This is a genomic window from Caldivirga maquilingensis IC-167, assembly GCF_000018305.1.
Taxonomy (GTDB): Archaea; Thermoproteota; Thermoprotei; order Thermoproteales; family Thermocladiaceae; genus Caldivirga; species Caldivirga maquilingensis.
In genome coordinates, this window is the sequence record NC_009954.1 from 1,108,553 (window position 1) to 1,128,615 (window position 20,063).

The 20,063-nt window shown below is 44.3% G+C and carries 19 protein-coding genes; 12 read left to right on the forward strand and 7 right to left on the reverse strand.

Annotated elements, in window-relative coordinates:
- Window positions 1-62 precede the first annotated feature (62 nt).
- Window positions 63-443, forward strand: a complete 381-nt coding sequence (locus tag CMAQ_RS05420) for a hypothetical protein (protein WP_012186108.1) — start codon at window positions 63-65, stop codon at window positions 441-443.
- Here the strand turns inward: CMAQ_RS05420 and CMAQ_RS05425 are convergent.
- Complete coding sequence (locus CMAQ_RS05425) at window positions 440-1,669, reverse strand: RNA-guided endonuclease TnpB family protein (RefSeq protein ID WP_012186109.1); 1,230 nt, start codon at window positions 1,667-1,669, stop codon at window positions 440-442. The two genes, CMAQ_RS05420 and CMAQ_RS05425, sit on opposite strands and share 4 nt — an antisense overlap.
- Window positions 1,670-2,134: 465 nt before the next feature.
- On the opposite strand from CMAQ_RS05425, the gene CMAQ_RS05430 reads away from it, so the two are divergent.
- Window positions 2,135-5,830: an Eco57I restriction-modification methylase domain-containing protein gene (locus tag CMAQ_RS05430; protein ID WP_012186110.1), complete on the forward strand. Its 3,696-nt coding sequence runs from the start codon at window positions 2,135-2,137 to the stop codon at window positions 5,828-5,830.
- A 5-nt stretch (window positions 5,831-5,835) separates the two neighbouring features.
- Window positions 5,836-7,269: a BREX system Lon protease-like protein BrxL gene (gene brxL, locus CMAQ_RS05435; protein WP_012186111.1), complete on the forward strand. Its 1,434-nt coding sequence runs from the start codon at window positions 5,836-5,838 to the stop codon at window positions 7,267-7,269.
- 635 nt (window positions 7,270-7,904) lie between these two features.
- Here brxL and CMAQ_RS05440 read toward each other — a convergent pair.
- On the reverse strand, window positions 7,905-8,096 hold the full coding sequence (locus tag CMAQ_RS05440) for a hypothetical protein (protein WP_048062970.1): 192 nt from the start codon (window positions 8,094-8,096) through the stop codon (window positions 7,905-7,907).
- Between the two features lie 381 nt (window positions 8,097-8,477).
- Here CMAQ_RS05440 and CMAQ_RS05445 point away from each other — a divergent pair, with 381 nt between their 5' ends.
- Window positions 8,478-8,729 (forward strand): hypothetical protein, encoded by a 252-nt coding sequence (locus CMAQ_RS05445; protein ID WP_048062696.1) that lies wholly within the window; start codon window positions 8,478-8,480, stop codon window positions 8,727-8,729.
- A 216-nt stretch (window positions 8,730-8,945) separates the two neighbouring features.
- Window positions 8,946-9,206 carry a hypothetical protein gene (locus CMAQ_RS05450; protein ID WP_012186113.1) on the forward strand — a complete coding sequence of 87 codons (261 nt, stop codon included), beginning with the start codon at window positions 8,946-8,948 and terminating at the stop codon, window positions 9,204-9,206.
- A gap of 189 nt (window positions 9,207-9,395) precedes the next feature.
- Here the strand turns inward: CMAQ_RS05450 and CMAQ_RS05455 are convergent, their stop codons facing one another.
- On the reverse strand, window positions 9,396-10,136 hold the full coding sequence (locus tag CMAQ_RS05455; protein WP_012186114.1) for a hypothetical protein: 741 nt from the start codon (window positions 10,134-10,136) through the stop codon (window positions 9,396-9,398).
- 99 nt (window positions 10,137-10,235) lie between these two features.
- Here CMAQ_RS05455 and CMAQ_RS05460 point away from each other — a divergent pair, with 99 nt between their 5' ends.
- Window positions 10,236-11,015 (forward strand): SAM hydrolase/SAM-dependent halogenase family protein, encoded by a 780-nt coding sequence (locus CMAQ_RS05460; RefSeq protein WP_012186115.1) that lies wholly within the window; start codon window positions 10,236-10,238, stop codon window positions 11,013-11,015.
- Here CMAQ_RS05460 and CMAQ_RS05465 read toward each other — a convergent pair.
- A complete protein-coding gene (locus CMAQ_RS05465) occupies window positions 10,996-11,574 on the reverse strand; it encodes an MGMT family protein (protein ID WP_012186116.1) in 579 nt (192 codons plus the stop codon). The genes CMAQ_RS05460 and CMAQ_RS05465 overlap by 20 nt on opposite strands.
- A gap of 98 nt (window positions 11,575-11,672) precedes the next feature.
- Between CMAQ_RS05465 and CMAQ_RS05470 the strand changes: the two genes are divergently transcribed.
- The 4 genes from CMAQ_RS05470 (at window position 11,673) to CMAQ_RS05485 (ending at window position 15,586) form a co-directional block, all read left to right on the forward strand.
- On the forward strand, window positions 11,673-11,963 hold the full coding sequence (locus CMAQ_RS05470) for a MoaD/ThiS family protein (protein ID WP_012186117.1): 291 nt from the start codon (window positions 11,673-11,675) through the stop codon (window positions 11,961-11,963).
- A 30-nt stretch (window positions 11,964-11,993) separates the two neighbouring features.
- The gene (locus tag CMAQ_RS05475; RefSeq protein ID WP_012186118.1) at window positions 11,994-12,488 is read left to right on the forward strand and encodes a hypothetical protein; all 495 of its coding nucleotides are present in this window, start codon (window positions 11,994-11,996) and stop codon (window positions 12,486-12,488) included.
- A 274-nt stretch (window positions 12,489-12,762) separates the two neighbouring features.
- Complete coding sequence (locus CMAQ_RS05480) at window positions 12,763-14,661, forward strand: 2-oxoacid:ferredoxin oxidoreductase subunit alpha (RefSeq protein ID WP_012186119.1); 1,899 nt, start codon at window positions 12,763-12,765, stop codon at window positions 14,659-14,661.
- The gene (locus CMAQ_RS05485) at window positions 14,648-15,586 is read left to right on the forward strand and encodes a 2-oxoacid:ferredoxin oxidoreductase subunit beta (protein WP_012186120.1); all 939 of its coding nucleotides are present in this window, start codon (window positions 14,648-14,650) and stop codon (window positions 15,584-15,586) included. Before CMAQ_RS05480 ends, CMAQ_RS05485 begins: the two co-directional genes overlap by 14 nt.
- A gap of 41 nt (window positions 15,587-15,627) precedes the next feature.
- Here the strand turns inward: CMAQ_RS05485 and CMAQ_RS05490 are convergent, their stop codons facing one another.
- The 3 genes from CMAQ_RS05490 to CMAQ_RS05500 form a co-directional block, all read right to left on the reverse strand.
- The gene (locus CMAQ_RS05490) at window positions 15,628-16,311 is read right to left on the reverse strand and encodes a metal-dependent hydrolase (RefSeq protein ID WP_012186121.1); all 684 of its coding nucleotides are present in this window, start codon (window positions 16,309-16,311) and stop codon (window positions 15,628-15,630) included.
- A 190-nt stretch (window positions 16,312-16,501) separates the two neighbouring features.
- Complete coding sequence (locus CMAQ_RS05495; protein ID WP_012186122.1) at window positions 16,502-17,575, reverse strand: threonine synthase; 1,074 nt, start codon at window positions 17,573-17,575, stop codon at window positions 16,502-16,504.
- Window positions 17,576-17,677: 102 nt separating this feature from the next.
- Window positions 17,678-17,908: a CDGSH iron-sulfur domain-containing protein gene (locus CMAQ_RS05500; RefSeq protein ID WP_012186123.1), complete on the reverse strand. Its 231-nt coding sequence runs from the start codon at window positions 17,906-17,908 to the stop codon at window positions 17,678-17,680.
- A 201-nt stretch (window positions 17,909-18,109) separates the two neighbouring features.
- Between CMAQ_RS05500 and CMAQ_RS05505 the strand changes: the two genes are divergently transcribed.
- The gene (locus CMAQ_RS05505; protein WP_012186124.1) at window positions 18,110-18,322 is read left to right on the forward strand and encodes a DUF3311 domain-containing protein; all 213 of its coding nucleotides are present in this window, start codon (window positions 18,110-18,112) and stop codon (window positions 18,320-18,322) included.
- Window positions 18,319-19,881 (forward strand): sodium:solute symporter family protein, encoded by a 1,563-nt coding sequence (locus tag CMAQ_RS05510; protein WP_012186125.1) that lies wholly within the window; start codon window positions 18,319-18,321, stop codon window positions 19,879-19,881. The genes CMAQ_RS05505 and CMAQ_RS05510 overlap by 4 nt, the downstream gene beginning before the upstream one ends.
- Window positions 19,882-20,063: the final 182 nt, after the last annotated feature.

Consider the following 20,063-nt stretch of genomic DNA (forward strand, 5'->3'; position numbering starts at 1 on the left):
AGTTAAAACAATCTACAATATACTTTAAATACGCCTCCACTGGTTAATATTTAGGTGTTTAAATGACATGGGAATTAAGGTACTACAAGCTCCCTAAAATACTATTAGTATTAACAATAACCCTAGCCGTATTACTTGGCCTACTCCTCAGCGGCTTCACCCCACTGGCTAATACACTACACTTAAGAACCACCATTACGTATTATAAACCAGTATCAACATTCATTACAAGGATTATAACAAATACCACCACATTAATCATCAACCACACAGCAACCAATGTAATCACACTCACCACTCCACAAATCATTAATAACACGGTAACCACCACAACAACCACCACTACAGTTCAATTAACCACAGTAACAACAACATACACCACAACCACACCAGTATACTATACGGCAACAATAACCAGTACACTGATTTCCTCCCTGCCCTAAAGGGTGGGAGGTTCCCCCCATTGATTCGGGTTTACATCTCTCACTTGGGGGGCAGTCGAGAGGGTCAGAGACCCCCTCCCACGTATATAGAGGTTAATGATTGCAATGATGTCACGGTCATTCTCATAACCACACTTAAGGCATTTGAACCACCTATGCCTAACCTCCCTCATCTCTACACCGCATTTTGGGCATTGGGTTGATGTATATGCGGGGTTAACGTAGATGACCTTAAGACCACGCTTCAATGCCTGCCACTCAATCCAGTATTGAATCCTTCTATACTGCATAAGATATAACTTGTCTCTATATGCTTTCCCTAACTTTTCCACACAGGTAATCATATTATTCAAGTTCTCCAGTACTATGACGTTAGCATTCATACCCTCAGCAATATCCACAACCAATTTACCAGTCTTCCTTGCGGAATCATTAAGAATGTTTCCTGCATGATTATGGAAGTGGCGAATCCTATTTAGAATCCTTCTACTCTCCCTCCACCGCTTAGGATACTTCCTTTGCAGTAACTCAGCCAGAGCCTTATAGTGGTGAGCATCCTCTAGCCTAGTGGGAATCCTCACGTAATGCTCATCATCACTACCCACAACAACCCCACTCATATTAATATCCACAGCCACTAAACCAGTTGGGGTAAAACCATCTCCTTCCCCCCTCCTACCCCTCCTCTTCTTTTCCTTGCTCACAATTACCTTCAGAAACCACTCCCCACTCCTCTTAACCAGTCTAGCCTCCTTAACAAACCATCCCCTATAGAAGCCTATGTTATGCGGGTAACCAGTAACCTCCACATGCTTACCCAGTATCGTACACTTCATTTTCTCTAGATCTAAGCTGAAGGAGTATCTTGAAGTTAGCCACAATGACACATTCCTTAGCACTGGGTATCTCCCCTTCCTAGGGTTATTGTACCATGCCTTATACAGTGCTAACGCATCCCTATAGCAATCTTCCGCTAGTCTTGAATTCAAACTAAATTTCTCCCTTAACACCCTATACATGTTATTGTGCACCATAGACAAGACCCCCTTCTCATTGGGATTTATCCTACTTTCAAATAACCATTTAAGAACAAGCCTCTTCGCATTCATGTACCTTTCAACAAGGAGAGGGAGCCCGAGACCCGATGGGCGAATCTTCACACTAAGTGTCGCGATTCCCCCATCGATGGAACGCACCTCACGGTGCGTTCGGTCTCGAGTCTCCATAAAGATCTTTACCGCTGCTGGGTTAAAAAGATTGCATTAAACCCACCTTAAAAACAAGACCCTCCACCCACGGTGTTATAACCATAACCAGTACTCAGAGCCGATACTAGGTGTAATCGTATGGATGACGTAAGGTTCTCCTCACTTTATCCCCAGGCTATAATCATTTACAAGTAGACATGTTTGCTACTGAATAATCCCTCTTCCTCATGCGGTAGTATCAAGATAACAGTATCCTTTAGGGTGCTGGCGCCAGGGTCTCGATATAATCAGGGTTAACGACATGACTAAGTACCCTTACTATGGCTATGAAGGTGATTTCAAGCTTAAAGGATGTAGAGCTCAGATTCTATGCTGTGAAATTTCTGGAGTATCCGAGATGCTGTGAAGTCATTAAATTATTACCAGAAGGATAAGGGTTAAGTTTATATTAAATTTCCTTAAAATTAAAATAGTGTCTCAGATATGGCTGCTCAACCTCAAATAAGCATTGATGATGTTTTAAACTGTTTTCTACAAGGCATTAGGGAGGCTAATAATGAGGAAGAGTTGAGGATCAGGATATCCAGGTGCATAGAGGATATGATCCTCGAGCCACTCGGCATAACACAGTACGGTGGTCGCTATGAGTACACCCTAGTCTCTGGGGCTAGGGTGGATGCCCTCTACGGACACGTAATCATAGAATATAAAGCCCCAGGCAGACTCTCAACAAACACCGACATAACCAAGGCCAAGGACCAAGTCATAAACTACATTAAAACCGAGGCCGCCTCAAAAGCTGAGTGGGATAGGTATCTGGGTATTATAATCAGTGATAGAATAGCCTTCGTGAGGTACTACAAACCGCAGGATACCTGGATCCTAAGGGGCCCGTATAACATTACCAGGGAGAGCATTATAAAGATTATTGAGGCCCTGAGGGGGCTAAGGAGGAAGGCGCTCAGTGTGGATAACCTCTTGAGGGACTTCGGCTCCCAGTCGGAACTTGCTGGGAGAGTTATTAGGGCGTTGTACAGGAGGCTCATTGAGACTGGGAACCCGAGGACTAGGGTGTTGTTTGAGGATTGGATGAGGCTCTTCAGACAAGCAACAGGTTATAGGCCTGAGGAGCTTGAGGAATTACCCACGTTGGCTCAGGAGTACGGGTTAGCCGATAATGTGAACTTCGATGCATTAATATTCGCAATACAAACATACTACGCCTTCATACTAAAGCTCCTCGCCGCGGAGGTTGTTTACCTATACGGCGGTGGTAGGTTTTACATATCCTACATAGCCGATCTCGATGACGCATACACAAGGGGCAGTGTCAACGCCCTAAGGGATGAGCTTAGGGAGTTGGAAAGCGGTGGCATTTTTAGGCACTTCGGCTATGAGAATTTCCTAGAGGGTGATTACTTCTCCTGGTACCTGGAGGAGCTTGATGGGGAGCTTGCTGGGGCGCTGGCTGAGGTGATCAGGAGACTCTCGGACTACGAGCCGGCAACGCCTCAATTAGAGCCCGAGTACGCTAGGGACCTACTCAAGAGACTTTACCAGGAATTAATGCCCCGCGACATAAGGCATAATCTTGGCGAGTACTACACGCCTGACTGGCTCGCTGACTTCCTACTCGATGAGGTGGGGCTTAGCCTAGGGAACCTCATGGAGATGGGTAAGGAGGACTCACTGAAGCCACTGCAGCAACTGAGGGTTCTGGACCCGGCATGTGGCTCGGGCACCTTCCTAGTGAGGTACATAGCGAGGCTTAGGGCTTATGCCAGGGAGTACTTCCTGGAGGATGTACTCGTGGACTACGTACTACAGAACGTGGTTGGCTATGACCTAAACCCACTGGCGGTACTCACCGCCAGAACAAACTACCTACTCATGATTGCGGACTTGCCAAAGAAGGGAACAATAGAGATACCGATTTACATGGCTGACTCATTGATGGTTGAGAGGAGATCCACACTAATGGGTGATGTTTATGCGCTGAGGACAACGGCTGGGGAGTTCAGGATACCGGCAAACATCATCGAGAAGAACCTACTGCCGGATATACTCCACGAGGTGACTGACGCATTGAGGAACAGGTACAAGCCGGAGGAGTTCAAAGCAAGACTACAGTACAGATTCAAGGAGTTGGGAGAAAACGAGCTCAGCGTCCTGTTGGATTTCTACAGCACACTCCTAAAGCTGGAGGAGGAGGGTAAGGACGATGTGTGGGTATCCATAATAAGGAACGCCTTCGCACCAATACTGAGGGGCAAGTTCGACTACATTGTGGGTAACCCACCATGGGTTAATTGGGAAAACCTGCCGGAGGACTTCAGGGAGTTGTCCAATGACTTGTGGCAGCACTATGGGCTGGCCGAGATTAGGGGGAAGATGGGGTTGGGTAAGGTTAAGAGGGACTTGGCGATGCTCTTCATGGCCAGGTGCTTCGACCTATACCTAAAACCCGGCGGTAAGCACGCATTCCTAATGCCATTCACAGTATTCAAGACACAGGCTGGTTCAGGGTTCAGGAGGTTCCTAGCCACAAAAACCAGGGTGCACGTTGTACATGACATGGTAACTCTGTACCCATTCGAGGGGGCCGTGAACAGGGTCTCGGCAATAGTTGTTGAGAAACCCGAGACGGGCAACGCTACGGGGAACAAGGGTGGGGTTAGGCACATCATATGGGTTAACAGAACAGGGAAGCCCATACCCACCGATGCGCACTTAGAGGATGTCCTCAAAGTTACGGAGAGGTTCGAGGCCATAATGGCACCCGTAGTGGAGAGGGACCCGTCAAGCCCCTGGATGCAGGTAACAAGTAAAGTACTACCCTACATTAGGAAGATAACCTCCGGGACCTCACCATACGAGGCACATGCAGGCGTTTATACAGCTCTAAACCAGGTATACTTCATACAGATCAAGCAGAGACTCCCAGACGGTAAGCTACTAATCATCAACCCGCCGGAGCCTGGGCAGAAGAAGAGGGTTAAGCAGGTCGAGGTGACTATAGAGCCTGACCTGGTCTACCCGCTCATTAGGGGTAGGGACGTCAAGAGGTGGTACGTAGACTACAAGGAGAGGTATATCATTCTTCCTACAGATGAGCAGGGAAATATGATTAAGCATTATGAAATGAAGATAAAGTACCCCAATACGTATAGATACTTCTATGAGTTCTTCAGGGATCTAGTGAATAGGGGTGGTGAGCCCTACAAAAGTAAGTTAGAACCTTATAGGAGGTTACCACTTGAGGTGGCGGAAAAAAGCGCACCGCCGTTTTACTGGGTGTTCAACGTAGAGCCTAGCCTAGTTCCCTACAAGGTAGTGTGGAGTAGAATTGCCGGGGGCATTAGTGGTAAGGCTGTTAGTTTTTCATGTGCTGTAGTAGAACCCATAGAGATAAAGGATCTAGGTAAAAAGCCTGTGATACCTGATGATGGAACTATACTAATAGATCTCAAAGATCCGAAGGAGGCCTACTATATTGCTGGCGTCCTTAATTCAATTATCGTAAGGACAACAATAGCAGCATATACATACGAGTTGAGACAGGAAACGCATATAGTCGATTTTATAAGAATTCCTCGTTATGATCCTAATAATGAATTGCATGGGAGGATTTCCGAGCTCTCCAGGAGGGCTCACGAGATTGCCAGGTGTATCCACGCCAGTGCCAAGCCCGAGTACTGTGGGTTCATTAGGGACCCCGAGGGTGGGCTCAGGAAGATTGAGGATGAGCTTGATAGGGCCGTGGCTCAGCTCTACGGCATACCCGAAGATGCCCTGGAGGAGTTCAGGAAGTTACTGGGTGTGTTGTCTGGCGAGAGCGTTCCAGAAGAGGAAGAGAGTGTTGTGGGGGTTGTTAGGCCCTCGGTGGAGTTTCTCAAGGTCAATGTTGTTGCTGGGCAGACTGATTACCTGGAGGTTAATATTGTGACTGCGGGGCTTTGTGATAAGGCCGTACTCATTCTTAAGTGGCCCTGGGGCACGCAGACGCTGAACCTTGATGATGGTAGGCATAGGATTGAGGTTAAGGTCCCTGAGGGGGTTTATGAGGTTGCGTATAGTTTTAAGTGCTCTGGTTATGAGTATGATGGTAGTGTTAAGGTAACGGCATCCTCCAAGGTGCCGGAGGGGCCTAGGAGGTCCAGGACTCTTAGACTTGGGTGATGGTTATGGGTGATCTTTATGTTAAGATTAGGAGGGCTTTTGGGGATTATGCTGTGGATAAAAGCCTACTTCATGAGACGGAGATATCTAGGTTGCCGGGTTTTGTTGCTGAGTATCTCATAACGGAGTTTGCGATGGAGTATCCCAATGATTGGCAGACGAGGCTTAGGGAGTTCATTACACAGCATTATTTTGAGACCAGTGAAAAGGAGTACCTTAAGCATAGGCTTATTGAGGAGAGGCGCATTAAGATTATAGATGAGTTAAGGGTTTGGGTGGATTTGGAGAGTGGTGAACATAGGGGTGTAATTCAATCCATTGGTGAGAGCGACATAAGAGTCCCACCGGATATAGCCAGTAATTATCCCATGACCATGATTACAGGGATGTGGGGTCTCATTGAGCTTGAATACTCACCTGAAACCGCTAAGAGGGATATTAACGGAGAGCTTATAGAAAATCCAGTCATTGTGACTGATTTCACACCATTCCAGGCACCCACCTCGGATCCCAAGATACTTGCTGAGGCCCGAGGTTACTTTACCTTTGAGGAGTGGCTTGATGTTCTCATAAACACCATTGGTTATAATCACAATGCTTACCCGGGTATTAGGAGGAAGCTTGTCCTCCTCTCAAGGCTCTTACCGCTGGTGGAGGAGAATTTGCACATTGTAGAGTTTGGGCCTAAGGCCACTGGTAAGACTTACGTGTTTAGGAATGTGAGTAGGTATACGAGGATTATCGTGGGTGGTATGATAAGCCCAGCAGCCTTGTTCTACAACCTCAGGAATGGTATGCCGGGCGAGATAGCCATTAGGGATTCTGTGGTATTCGATGAGATATCCAAGGTCAGATTCCCCAACCCTGATGAGATAGTTGCTAAACTCAAGGACTTCATGGAGAGTAGTCAGTATGAGAGGGGTAAGCAGAGAGTTGCATCTGGTTCTTCTATAGTTATGCTTGGGAATGTAGAGGTTGAGGAGAGGGAGGGGGCTTACGTGCCCGTGGAGGACTTAACATACATACTGCCAAAGCCCATGAGGGACTCAGCCCTAATAGATAGGGTTAGAGGGCTTATACCAGGATGGGAACTCCCTAAAATAGGTATGGTTAAATATCATTTGTCCCAAGGTTATGGGATTGCTCTAGATTACTTCTCAGAAGCATTACATACAATGAGGAAGGAGACCTTAGTAGGTGAAGTTAGTAAGCATATAGAGTTAATGGGAGAGGTGACGATTAGAGATGAGAAGGCGATTAAGAAAATGCTAAGTGCATTCATTAAACTCCTCTTCCCAAACCTAGAATTTGATAAAAGAGAGTTGGATATAGTCACTGGGCATGTAGTAGAACTAAGACAGAGAATCAGAGATTGGATGCATAAGTTGTCTCCCTCAGAATTTCAAAGAGAGGAATTATCATATATTGTGAAAGGATAAAAACTACATGAGAAAGGCCTCAAGGACAACCCTAATGAGGGAGTTGTAAGAATGGCTCCTATTACTTTAAACCAGGTGAGGTAGGGTGCAAGCCCGTATTCTTTAGTTCCTCAATGTTTTCTCCACTGATTTAGGTAATTGAGGAGTGGCTTAGTTATTGAATCATTATTACTTGATTCATTTAGACTGGGGTGTCAGTCCAAGTCTTAGAGCCGATACTAGGTGTAATCGTATGGATGACGTAAGGTTCTCCTCACTTTATCCCCAGGCTATAATCATTTACAAGTAGACATGTTTGCTACTGAATAATCCCTCTTCCTCATGCGACCCCTTCTCCTCACATATATTGATTTTCACGGATACCTCAGTGCCCTATCTTGTAGGCTCTCTAGCTCTCTTAATCCTCATCTCCATCATCTCCTAGGCATAGTTCCACAACTATTCAACGTGCAGCTTTAGTTCCCTCAAGCTTACCCTATTTTCATCTTAATCTCTATGATGAGCTGATGTACATTATTGATATCTGTAATAACTATGTCAGGCACCTTTTCCTAGACTATGCCACTGGACTCCTTCAGATACTGCTTAAGTTTCTCTAAAAAGACTATAAACACGGTTTCTCTACTCAAGCAACATCACCTACTCTTAGGTTTCACCCTTATTACGAATTCCGAGACTTTGTTGGATTGAGTATTTACACCATAGTAATGGTTGAATACTCCATGACATTTTGGGCACTCAAGCTCCTTAACAATGTAGAACCTGAACCTCCACTGCTTTATAAGCCTGAAATTACCTTCATAACCACAGTACGGACACTTAACCATACTTCCCACCTCTCCTCCTAATTACTGCCATAGGCATATTCTTTTATATATTTAAGCTGTATGCTAAATTTAAACCTTCCTACACCTATAGGTTAATTAAATTAACATTAATTATGCTTCTCACCATGTCTTCAAGCCTGCCTCCTTAATCTCAAGTCTCTTCTTAGGGGTTGATTTATTGAAACTGAGTAGTGATTAATCCTCCTGGTTCATATGGAGGTAAACCCTCCCTCAGTGCACCTGGATTTATTCCCCATATTCCACAACCTAAACACCCACATCACACCATCCACCATATGGTTTATTTCAGCTTTACAAAAGAGGCTTACTGGATAAAATAAACGATAGGTTCTTAAGATACTCCTGAATGTTTACTATCTTATGATTGGAACACAAGATTCATTAGTAGAATATGTGGTATTAGTAATGGTGACAGTAATAATGGGAATAATAATTGGCTACTGGCTACCATATTTTATAATTTTGCTTTCTAATAATGGAATAATCACCCTTATTGAAGCACTAATACTTGAATTAACTGGAGCAGCACTATTGGCGATGGCGGCATTGGCTGCTGGGATTCTGATTGGGTCTTGGATTCAGTCCAGGATAGAACAGTCTTCACCATGGTAAGTCCATTCATTGTAGGCTAATGATTTAAATTTAAAACATGAATTCTTTATTGAGATAAACAACCTATTTTCCTCAATTAATTAAGACTCAGTATTATAGGACTCTATTGATCCGAGTAAAGAGTAAGCAATGCTCCAAAATAGCGAATATAACCTATCCTAGAAAAACGGAGAAATATAGAGAAAGGTTTATAAAGAATGCTTAAGCCCTTATACTATGGATAGTGAAATAAAGGATATATTATTAATTATTGTAGGAGTTGCAATAATTGCGATAGTGCTTATTGCATCATATAAGTTAGCTAACTTAGTTGAGGTTTCCATAACTTGGTTTTCTAATATCACTGGAATAAATATTCCTGCTAATGTAAACTTCCTGAATCCCGCAATATCAACATTTACATTAGCTGGAGAAGTATTTATAGTAGTTGGTTCCATAATAGTTGGTTCCGGTATTATACGTATTTACTCCTCCTAGTGCCCTCTGGGTTGCTACAGAGGAACCATTTACTGTAAGTTCATGATTAACATTAATCTAAATTTAAGAACCATCTTCATTAAAGGAGGTTTTCAATGAATTAAGAGTAGTGTTAGAATTCTGTATATTATCTAGCCATAATTAGGATGGATGAATATGTGACTACTCAATGTGTTTCATTCTTATTCATTAATTTGAATCCTTTCCCATACTTCTCATGATAAAAGCACCAATTCTAATTTCTTTAGAAGTAGCCCCATAAAGGGAGTAATATCTGATTGTTGAGTATTGAACCCAAGCGTAGTCCCCGCTTCCACTTCTCTGGTAACTGTAGCCGCCTGGGCCATTGATGCCAACGTTGATGCTCCACGGGATGCCTAATGAATCATTAGTAATCATTATGGTCACTGAACCCTCCCCACTACTTGATGCCTGTGTCTCACCAGTGCCGTTACCGTATTCAGTTATTACCCATCTTAACATTACCCAGTTACACGTATTTGATGCCTGTGTTGGGCATACTTTAACAGATATGCCGTTGTAATGCCCCTTAATGATCATTAATAATGCGTGCCCGGGCTCCAGGAGTAGTCTACCGTTGATTACTATTGGTTCACTATGGTTAAGTATAGTGTAGGTTAAGTAATCCATGATTGAGTTCACGCCTATTAATACGCCTGAATTATTGGTTAAAGCGTACATGCCGTCTAAGTAGGCGTTAACCCTACCCAAGTTACCGAGGATTATGAGTGTTGAGTTACTCATTGCGAAGCCGTAGGCCTCGAGCACAATGTTGGCTAACTCCTCATGTGCAATTAAGTAACGGGAGTAGTTACTGTAGCTCACTGATGCGTAGGTTAATATTATGGTGACTGCAGCTATTGAGGCGACTAGTATTATCGCCTCCTCAACGGCCTCCATTGGTTGCATTGGGTTAATGGTTGGGTTAATGATAAGTACGTAGGGTTATGTTTAAGTTGAGTTTACCCTACTTGGATTAATTTAAAAAGGAGTCATTGAGGCATCCCCATGCGTGTAATAACCCTACTCACTGACTTCGGTAATGGGGATTACTTCGTGGCATCAATGAAGGGGGTTATACTGGGTATTAACCCTAACGTAACCATAATTGATATAACGCATGATGTACCATCCTTCAACATACGTAAGGCAGCATTCATACTATGGGCAACCTACAGATACTTCCCAAGGGGTAGTGTTCACGTTGCCGTCGTTGATCCGGGTGTTGGAACCAGTAGGAGGGCTATTGCAGTAATGAGTAGGAATTACTACTTCATAGGCCCGGATAACGGTGTCTTAACCATGGCTGCTGAGGATGATGGTGTATTGGAGGTTAGGGAGATAAGTAATAGGGGGGTTATGTTGAGTGATGTTTCATCAACATTCCACGGTAGGGATGTGTTTGCACCCGCGGCGGCTTACCTTGGTTTAATTGATTTTAAGGATTATGGACCATTAGTGAGTGATTACGTTAAGTTAACCATGCCTAAGCCCGTTGAGAGGAATGGTGTAATTGAGGCCCAGGTGGTTTACGTGGATAAGTTCGGTAACGTCTACACCAGTGTTAGGAGGGGTATGTTTAACATAAATTATGGCGACTACATTACGGTTAACGTTAAGGGTAGGGGGATTAGGCTTGGGGTTAATAGGTCCTACGGGTACGTTAACAAGGGTGAGGCCCTCGCCCTCTTTAATAGTATGGGTTTCCTAGAATTGGCGATTAATGGGGGGAGTTTCTCCAGTGAGTATGGGTTAAGTGAGGGTGATGTTATTCAGATTGTTCGCTAGAGCTGTACTCACTCATTAATGAGTGGTAGTAGTTGTATATTCTGTAGAAGTTATCCTTAAGTTCACTGGAGTCCACGAAGTTATCCTTACTAACCTTAATACCATTAACCCTCACGTTCTCCATGCTTAAAAGCATCGCCTTAATACCCTTACCATCCCTATGCCACGCACTGTACCCGCCTATTGTGCCATCCCTGTTAATAACCCTATGGCATGGGATAAGGACGGGCATAGGGTTCTTTGAGGCGAATAGGCCTATTAGGCGTGGGGTCATGTTGAGTAATTCAGCTAAGTCACTGTAGGAGGCTACGAAACCCCTCGGTATGGCTAGTATTGCAAGCATAACTAGGCCTAAATTATCATTAGGTATCTTAGCCATCCTAACCACAGTTAATGGGTCTGGTTCAACGTAATCAGTAATGTTGATGTTACTGAACTTGCGTAGAAATGAACTGATTCTAATTATCGTGGTCTTATCCACCAATCCCTTGAAATCCCTGTGAACCAAGAGCCCTAGGTCACTCTTACCCAGCCTCCATAGTTGATCGCTATTCTTCACGAACTGATTCAATTTTTAAACCTTAAAAACCGTTACCTATGCTGATACCATGGTAATTACTCCAAAGTATGGTTTATAAACAGTAATGATGCGTAGTAATGGTGGAGGAATGCAGGGTTAAGGTTAAGTTCGCCGGTGTACTTGTTACATTTGCCGGTTCGGAAACCATTGATGTGGGTGTGAAATGCGGTTCAACGCTTAGGGATTTGCTTAGGCAATTAGCCAGTGTGAACCCTAGGTTGAAGAGGAGGCTTATTGAGGATGATGGACTCTGGCCAGGTGTCTACGTAGCCATTAATGACACTGACATTAGGCTGCTTAATGGACTCGACACTAGGTTGAATAACGGTGACGTAGTACTCTTCCTATCCTATATTCATGGAGGTTAATTTATTTAAACCCAATGCCGGTTAATCACGGTGATTGAACCAATTAGGCTTAAGTTAGGTGATGAGGAGGCTCAATTCATAGTCTACACAATGCTGCTTGAGGAGCCGCTTAGTAATGAGGCTTTAAGCATGCTCCTAAGCAATACTGAGGCTGACGTGTTCATTATCATTGATGGTTCAACATCACCCACGGTGAATGATCTACTGTACTACCTTTATTTAGCCCACAGGAATGTTAATGATGGTGTTTCAATAGCCAGGGATGCTAACGTTGAGGCTATGCTTTACGTGCAATGCACGACGCAGATTAATGAGGCTAAGAGGATTAGTGACCCATTGGGTAAGAGGCTTGTAACCGTGGCAGCCTTATCCATCGGGAGGGGTGTGAGGGTGAATCCACCCCTCGGTGACTTCTTCATTGGTTCAGTGAGTAGGCTTAGTAGGGGTGGTTGCGGTAGAGGTAAGGTTATTAGGATGATTATGGGGAGGATTAGTACTAGGCGTCTAATAACTAATGATAGTTAAGCGTTTAAGCGCTGTTAAAGGGCCTTAAGTGTGATGAACCCAGACGGCCCTGAGCCTTGATGAGCTATGCCAAGACTGAATGATGCTTTTAAGGTAATGTTTAAGGAGTTAAGTAATATTTAACATATATAAAGATGCAAACTACATTGATCTATAAATTATTTTTAACTGAATCTATTTTATTATTGGTTTCTATTCAAAATATATTGCTAATAGTCAAGCGGTTTACTTAGAAAGATTTAAAAATATCAAGGGGATTATTTAAGCGAGGTTTATGACGGTTAAATTAACGTGGATGATAGGTGGAGCCCAGGGAAGTGGTGTTGACACATCAGCAAGCATATTCGGTAACGCGGTGGCTAGGGCTGGATACTACATTTACGGTAATAGGGAGTATCACTCAAACATTAAGGGTAGGCACAGTTACTTCAACCTAACGATAAGTGACGTTAAAGTTAATAGCCTATCCGACGAGGTAAATATATTAGCCACCTTCGATGCCGAGACTGTTTTCCAACACTTCACTGAGGTTAAGGACTACATAATATACGATAAGGCCCTTGAGGGCACTAAGATAAGTGCAGTGCAGAGTATGGAGCCTGAGAGGGCTGAGAAGATTGAGAAGATCCTAACCTCAAGCGGCTACGGCACAACAATAAAGGATGCCTTAAACTACGCAGCCAGTAAGGGTGTTAAGATTATTCCAGTTGATTACGGTAAGATAATAAGCGAGGTAGCCAGTGAATTAAAGCTCCCAGTATCCGTTGTGGAGAGGGCTAGGAACCTAATAGCCTCAGCAGTATCATTAAGACTACTCGGCATCAAGCTGGATTACCTAAGGGCTGCCTTAAGGGTCTTCTTCAGGAATGAACTCTACGTTAAGATGAATGAGAGGGCCTCAGAGAAGAGTTACGACCTTGTTCAACCAGCCTATAACCTAGCTGAAATACCAGTTAAGGGACATAGGGTTCAATTAGACGGTAACACGGCTGTAGCCATCGGTAAGATTGCAGGTGGCTTAAGGGTGCAGACCTACTACCCAATAACCCCCGCCGCTGATGAAAGCATGTTCATTGAGGATAATGAGGTTGTGGACGTCATTGACCCTGAAACCAAGGAATTACGTAAGGCAGGTGTCCTTGTTTTTCAATCAGAGGATGAGTTATCCGCAGTTAACATGGCCATTGGAGCAGCCTTAACAGGGGCCAGGGCAGCAACAGCAACCTCTGGGCCGGGATTCTCACTAATGGCTGAGGGTATTGGTTGGGCCGGTATGAATGAGGCGCCAGTGGTTATAACATACTACATGAGGGGTGCCCCATCCACCGGCATGCCAACCAGGGGCCAGCAGGCTGACCTATTATTCGCAGTTAATGTTAGTCACGGTGAATTCCCAAGGATAGTTATAGCCTCAGGGGACCACGTGGAGGCCTTCTGGGACGCAATATGGGCACTTAACCTAGCTGAACGCTACCAAACCCCAGTAATACACCTTGTTGATAAGTTCCTGGCTAACTCATACTCAATAATTGATGAGGAGGAGTTAGATTACAGGAATAAGAAGATTATTGATAGGGGTAAGTTAATGCTCAAGGAGGTTGATGACTATAAGAGATTCGAGTTCACTGATGATGGCATATCACCGAGGATTCCATTAGGCTACGCAGTAATGCACTACACTGGTGATGAGCATAATGAGTACGGTATAATAACTGAGGAGAGTGAGAATAGGATTAGGATGTATGAGAAGAGGCTTAAGAAGCTTGAAACCGCTGATAAGGAGATTCCGGAGGAGCAGAGGCTTAGGGTTTACGGTGATGAATCCGACATTGCAGTGGTTACATGGGGTTCACCAAAGGGTCCAGCGGTGGATGCATTACAGGAATTAAAGAGTGAGGGCGTTAATATTCAAGTTATTCAAGTTAGGATGTTTAACCCATACCCAAGGAACCTAATTAGGAAGCTTCTTGAGGGTAAGAGGATGATAATTGCCCTTGAGGCCAACTACACGGCTCAAGCGGCTCAGTTAATGAAGCTTAACACTGGTATTGAACCAACCCACTACGTGCTTAAGTGGAATGGTAGACCAATAACTAGGACCGAGGTTAAGTGGGCTATTAAACACATTCTAAGCACAAATGAGAAGAAGGTGGTCCTAAATGGCGGTGCTTAAGGTAGCCCTGAATCCACAGCAGTATAGGGGTAAGAAGTGGATTGATTGGTGTCCTGGTTGTGGTAATTTCGGTATTTTGGCTGCTGAGACCCAAGCCTTCGCTGAATTAGGCCTTGACCCCAGGAGAATTGTCGTCGTCTCGGGGATAGGCTGCTCAAGCAGGATGCCTGACTTCCTAAACGTTAATGGCGTCCACACTCTTCATGGTAGGGCTATACCGTACGCCATGGGTATTAAGCTCGCTGACCCAAGCCTAGAGGTTATTGTTAATGGTGGTGATGGTGATTTGCTTGGTATTGGTGTTGGTCATTTTGTTAGTGCTGGTAGGTATAATGTTGATTTAACCATTATTCTTCATAATAATGGTGTCTATGGTTTAACTAAGGGTCAGGCTTCACCAACATTACCTAGGAATGTTAAGACTAAGGCATTACCTAAGCCTAATATTAAGGATGCAGTCAACCCAATAATCCTAGCCCTAGCCAGTGGATACACCTTCGTAGCTAGGGCATACGCATACGATACAAGACACTTAAAGGACGTGATAAAGGAGGCTATTAGGCATAAGGGAACAGCACTAGTAGACGTCCTACAACCATGCCCAACATACAACGACATAAACACAAAGGAATGGTACGACAAAAGAGTATACAAGCTAGACAATGAGAAATGGGACCCAGTGGTGCATGATGAAAAGGAGGCTAATGAAAAGAGGTTGAAGGCCATGGAGATCGCCAGTGAATGGGGTGATAGGATACCAGTGGGCATATTCTATAAGAATGAGCTAGTACCCATATATGAGGAGAGGATGCTCTCCAGGATAAGTAATTACCTGGAATTACCACCGGCTAAGCAGGTTATTGAGAAGGATGGTTACTCCGTAACGTTGATAGATAGCATACTTGAGAAGAGGAGGGTTGTTTAAACTAATTTTTAATTTAAGCCTTAAATTAAAAGCTCCTTATTTCACTTAATAGGCAGGTTAAGTACATCTCCAGGCTTCATCACGTAAACCCTCACGTGGGGGGCTAGGGACTCGGTTAGGTTCCTGAATTCCTCAGGATCCTGCCTAATCTGGGGGAAGGTGTTGTAGTGCATTGGCACCACAGCCCTGGGGTTTATTAGGGATACTGCGTAGGCCGCTTCCCGTGGACTCATTGTGAAGTAACCGCCTATGGGTAGTAGGGCCACGTCAGGCTTATATAATCTGCCTATCAACTCCATGTCACTGAATAAACCCGTGTCACCGGCGTGATAAATAACGGCCTCAGGGGACTTAATTACGAAGCCTACTGGTGAACCATGGGTTGAGCTGTGTAGTGCTGGAGTCATGTAAACCTCTATCTCGTTAGTTAATTTAACGGGTCCACCAATGTTCATACCTATGGTGTTCTTAACCCCCTCCTTCTCGGCTAGGTAAACGGCTAGCTCGAATATTGATACAACCGTGGCGTTAGTCTTATTGGCTATTTGAACCGCCTCACCCAAGTGATCTGAGTGATCATGGGTCACCAGTATGAAGTCTACCTTACTTAACTCACCTAGGGTTACTGGGGAATTGGGGTTTGATATCCATGGGTCAATAAGTATTCTCTTACCCATTAATTCCACTTCAAAGGCCGCATGCCCAAGCCACTTCAAGTAACCCATGATCCTAGAGGCTTAACGCATCTTAAAAAGTTAACCCCTGAGGAATATTAGGGCATTTACCTAACAGTGCCCTGGTTTTAATCATAAGTAATTAACTCAACTTAACGCATCTTACATAAATTAGTCCTCGAGGGTTTACTAAGTCTAGTGAGGATGAGTACGATATTTAAGGTGAATCATGGGTCTTAGATCATTCACCGTATATTAACCGATACAGTTCATTACTCAGCTTTAAGCCTGAACCCGTTAAAATAACTACAGTTGTGCCACTTAGGTTCACTTCCTTAAGGGCCTTAAAGACAACTGCGCTTGTTGGCTCAATTATGAACCCTAACCTAATACCCTCCCTTAACCCCTCAATAACCCCCTGATCATTAACAACCACCACGTCACCTCCAGTGTCCCGTATCGCGTCAATTATCTGAGTTAACCTAGGTGGCTGGGGCACTATTATGCCGTCGGGTAAGGTTGCCTTAACACCCATGGGTGTGTTGTGAAGCATACTGTAAGCCCACTCGTAGCCTGATGCCTCAACGGCTATTATCCTAGGTGTGTCTTTAATAAGCTTCAATTCCTCAGCCTCCTTGAAACCTAAGTATAGGCCTAGGGTTAAGGTACCGTTACCTAGGGGTGCAACAACATTATCAATGTTCCCTAATTCTAATGCTAGTTCATAAGCTATTAACTTAACGCCATGTATGAAGAAGGGGTTCCATGAATGACCAACGTAAACCCCCTCTGTGAAGCTCATGGCAAGTGATGATGCATCAGCCCTAGTTGCAGCCTCAACCACATTAGCGCCTAGGAGCCTCATAAGTCTCTTCTTAGCCTCAGGGGCCGTCTTAGGGACGTAAATCCTAGCCCTAACCCCCTTAACCGCGGAGTATGCTGCTAGGGATAGTCCAGCATTACCGCTTGAATCCTCAACCACAGTGACGTCATTACGTAGTACTGATAGGGCAAGACTCCACCCCCTATCCTTAAATGAACCAGTGGGGTTAAGGTACTCAAGCTTAAAGTAGTAATCACCCCTCCTAACCAGTGGGGTTAAACCTTCACCAAGGCTTAACGGCTCCTTAACAGGTAGAATCCTCGTTAATTCACTTCTACTAAGCTCCCTAGGTCTCCTTAAATCATAATTCACATTCAACGGTGACCCGCATCTAGGGCACTTGATAAGCCAGGTATTAGCCTCGGTTGTGAAGCCGCATTTAGGGCACTTGTACGTTACCTCCCCGCTCATGTTAGTTAAGTTAAGCACCATGAATAAGGAACTGTGCTCAGCTTTAAAACTAATTCACGGTTAGGAATACTTCTAGGTATTATTGAAATACTTGCTTAGGGCCTTTTTTAAATTAAGCCGTGTTTAAACCCTCCTTAATCCCCTAGCATCAATGCTGGCTTCACCCAGCCTCTTATAGCCTGTTTCATCATACGTGTAGACCTTGGCATCATCCTCATCCTGCACTAGTTTATGCTTCCCACTGCAGAACGGGTACTTATCACTCAGCCCACACATGCATATGGCTACTGTTTCCCCGCTGGGAAGCTTATATACGTATGGTTTCTTAGCCGTATGTATAACTAGCCTAGCCATGGCGCATTTGATTTATGGTATTTTAAAAACGTGTCGCGTCTGTTAATTCATAATGTTTGAATGATTTATGTATTTAAGGACTACCTGTGAACCATAATTATATTAATATATAGAGTATGTTATTTCACAATTTGCATTAATGTTAAATCTAAGTAGTTATAGGGGGTAATGCTTATAAGGAATTAAGAATAGCTCCTTTTTATGTCTAGTAATGTTGGCTTAGGTAGAAGGGTTACTGCCGCAATACTCTTCATAGTGCCGTGGGTTTTCTACCTAGTGTTACCAGTGTATAATAGGGTTAATCCTGAGGTTGGTGGTGTACCATTCTTCTACTGGTTTCAAACCCTTTGGTTAATTATAGCCGCTGTATTAAGCCTAATAGGAGTGTATTTGATTTATGGTGGTGAGTCATGATTGGGATTGCTGGTTGGGTATCATTCCTAGTACTCTTCGTAATCTTCGTGCTGCTGGGCTTCTATGGGGCTAGGTGGCGTAGGGGTGATTTAAGTAGGCTTGATGAGTGGGCCTTAGCAGGTAGGAGGTTAGGCACGTTCCTGGTTTGGTTCCTAGTTGGCGCGGACTTATACACGGCATACACATTCGTCGCCGTTCCCGCTGGCGTATTTGCGAAGGGTGCATTATACTTCTTCGCGGTACCCTACGTGGCCACTGTATTCGCATTAGCCACGGCAGTTATGCCCCCTCTCTGGGAGTGGTCTAGGAGGAGGGGTTACATTACGGCCGCTGACTTCGTTGAGGATAGGTTTAACAGTAGGTTATTGGCTGCATTAGTGGCGTTAACTGGTATAGTGGCTGAGTTACCTTACATTGCGCTTCAAATAGTGGGTATGAGTGCTGTGTTAGCCGTTATGCTGCTTAATGTTGTCCCTGGGGCTAGCCTTGAGTTTGTGAGTGACTTAGCCTTAACCATAGCGTTCATAATACTGGCGGCCTTCACATACACCAGTGGTTTAAGGGGTGCTACCTTAACGGCCGTGTTTAAGGATGCGTTAATATTCCTAAGCATAATAGCAATACTTATTGCCGCACCCATAGCCATACCAGGGGCATTCCACACAGCCTTCAAGGTAGCCTCAAGCCTAAACAGCGGTAAAGGCTTACCCACAGGCACCAGTAGCCTTAATTCAGTATTCTCCTCAGCCTACTTATCACTTTGGGTTGGTAGTTCACTGGCGCTTTACCTATACCCCCACTCCGTTAATGGAGCCTTAAGCGCCGAGAGTAGGCGTAAACTAGCTGTGAGCACGGCCCTACTGCCAATATACGGTATTGGGCTTGCCTTACTGGCTCTTTACGGAATACTGGTTTACGCTGATTCACAGGCCCTTAACATTATAAGGAGTTTCCCATCAACTGGGTACGCCGCTGTAATTAAAGGTAACTTACCCATACCAGCCCTAGCAGCCACAATACTGCCTGATTGGTTAGCCGGGGTGGCGTTACTGGGCATTTTCATTGGGGGTATGGTGCCTGCGGCAATTATGGCTATGGCTCAGGCGAATTTACTGACCAGGAATGTGGCTAGGTATGTGGTTAAATTAACCCCCCAGGGCGAGGCCAGGTTGGCTAAGTGGGCTTCAGTTTTCTTTAAGTTCCTTGCACTTGTCTTCGCCTTAATACCGGCATTAGCCTCAGTGTCAATAAACCTTCAACTACTTGGGGGAATAATAATAACCCAAACACTACCCCCAATATTCCTTGGCTTAGTCACTAATAGGTTTAATAAGTATGCACTCATGGCTGGTTGGGCTTCGGGAATATTAACAGGTGTATACATGTTTATCACTAGGTATATTGCAACAAAGGGTGCCTCACCAACACTATACCCGATTGCAGGCCACCTATACTACATTGCCGTATTAGCATTGGTAATAAACATACTAGTTACCTTAGTCGGCACCGCATTAGCTGTGTTAATTAAGAGAAGTGCCGTTAGTAAGGTTAAGGCATAGGATAACTGACTACGTCTTAATTGTTAAATTAATATGCTCTTAAATGAGCCTTAGCTTAAATATGAATTAATAATCATAGTTTATAAGGAGGCTTAATATAGGGGATGCAGTGATGAGGATTATTAAGTTGTGACCAGTGATCGGGAACCCACGTACTGAATTCATTAAACTTTTCTTAATAA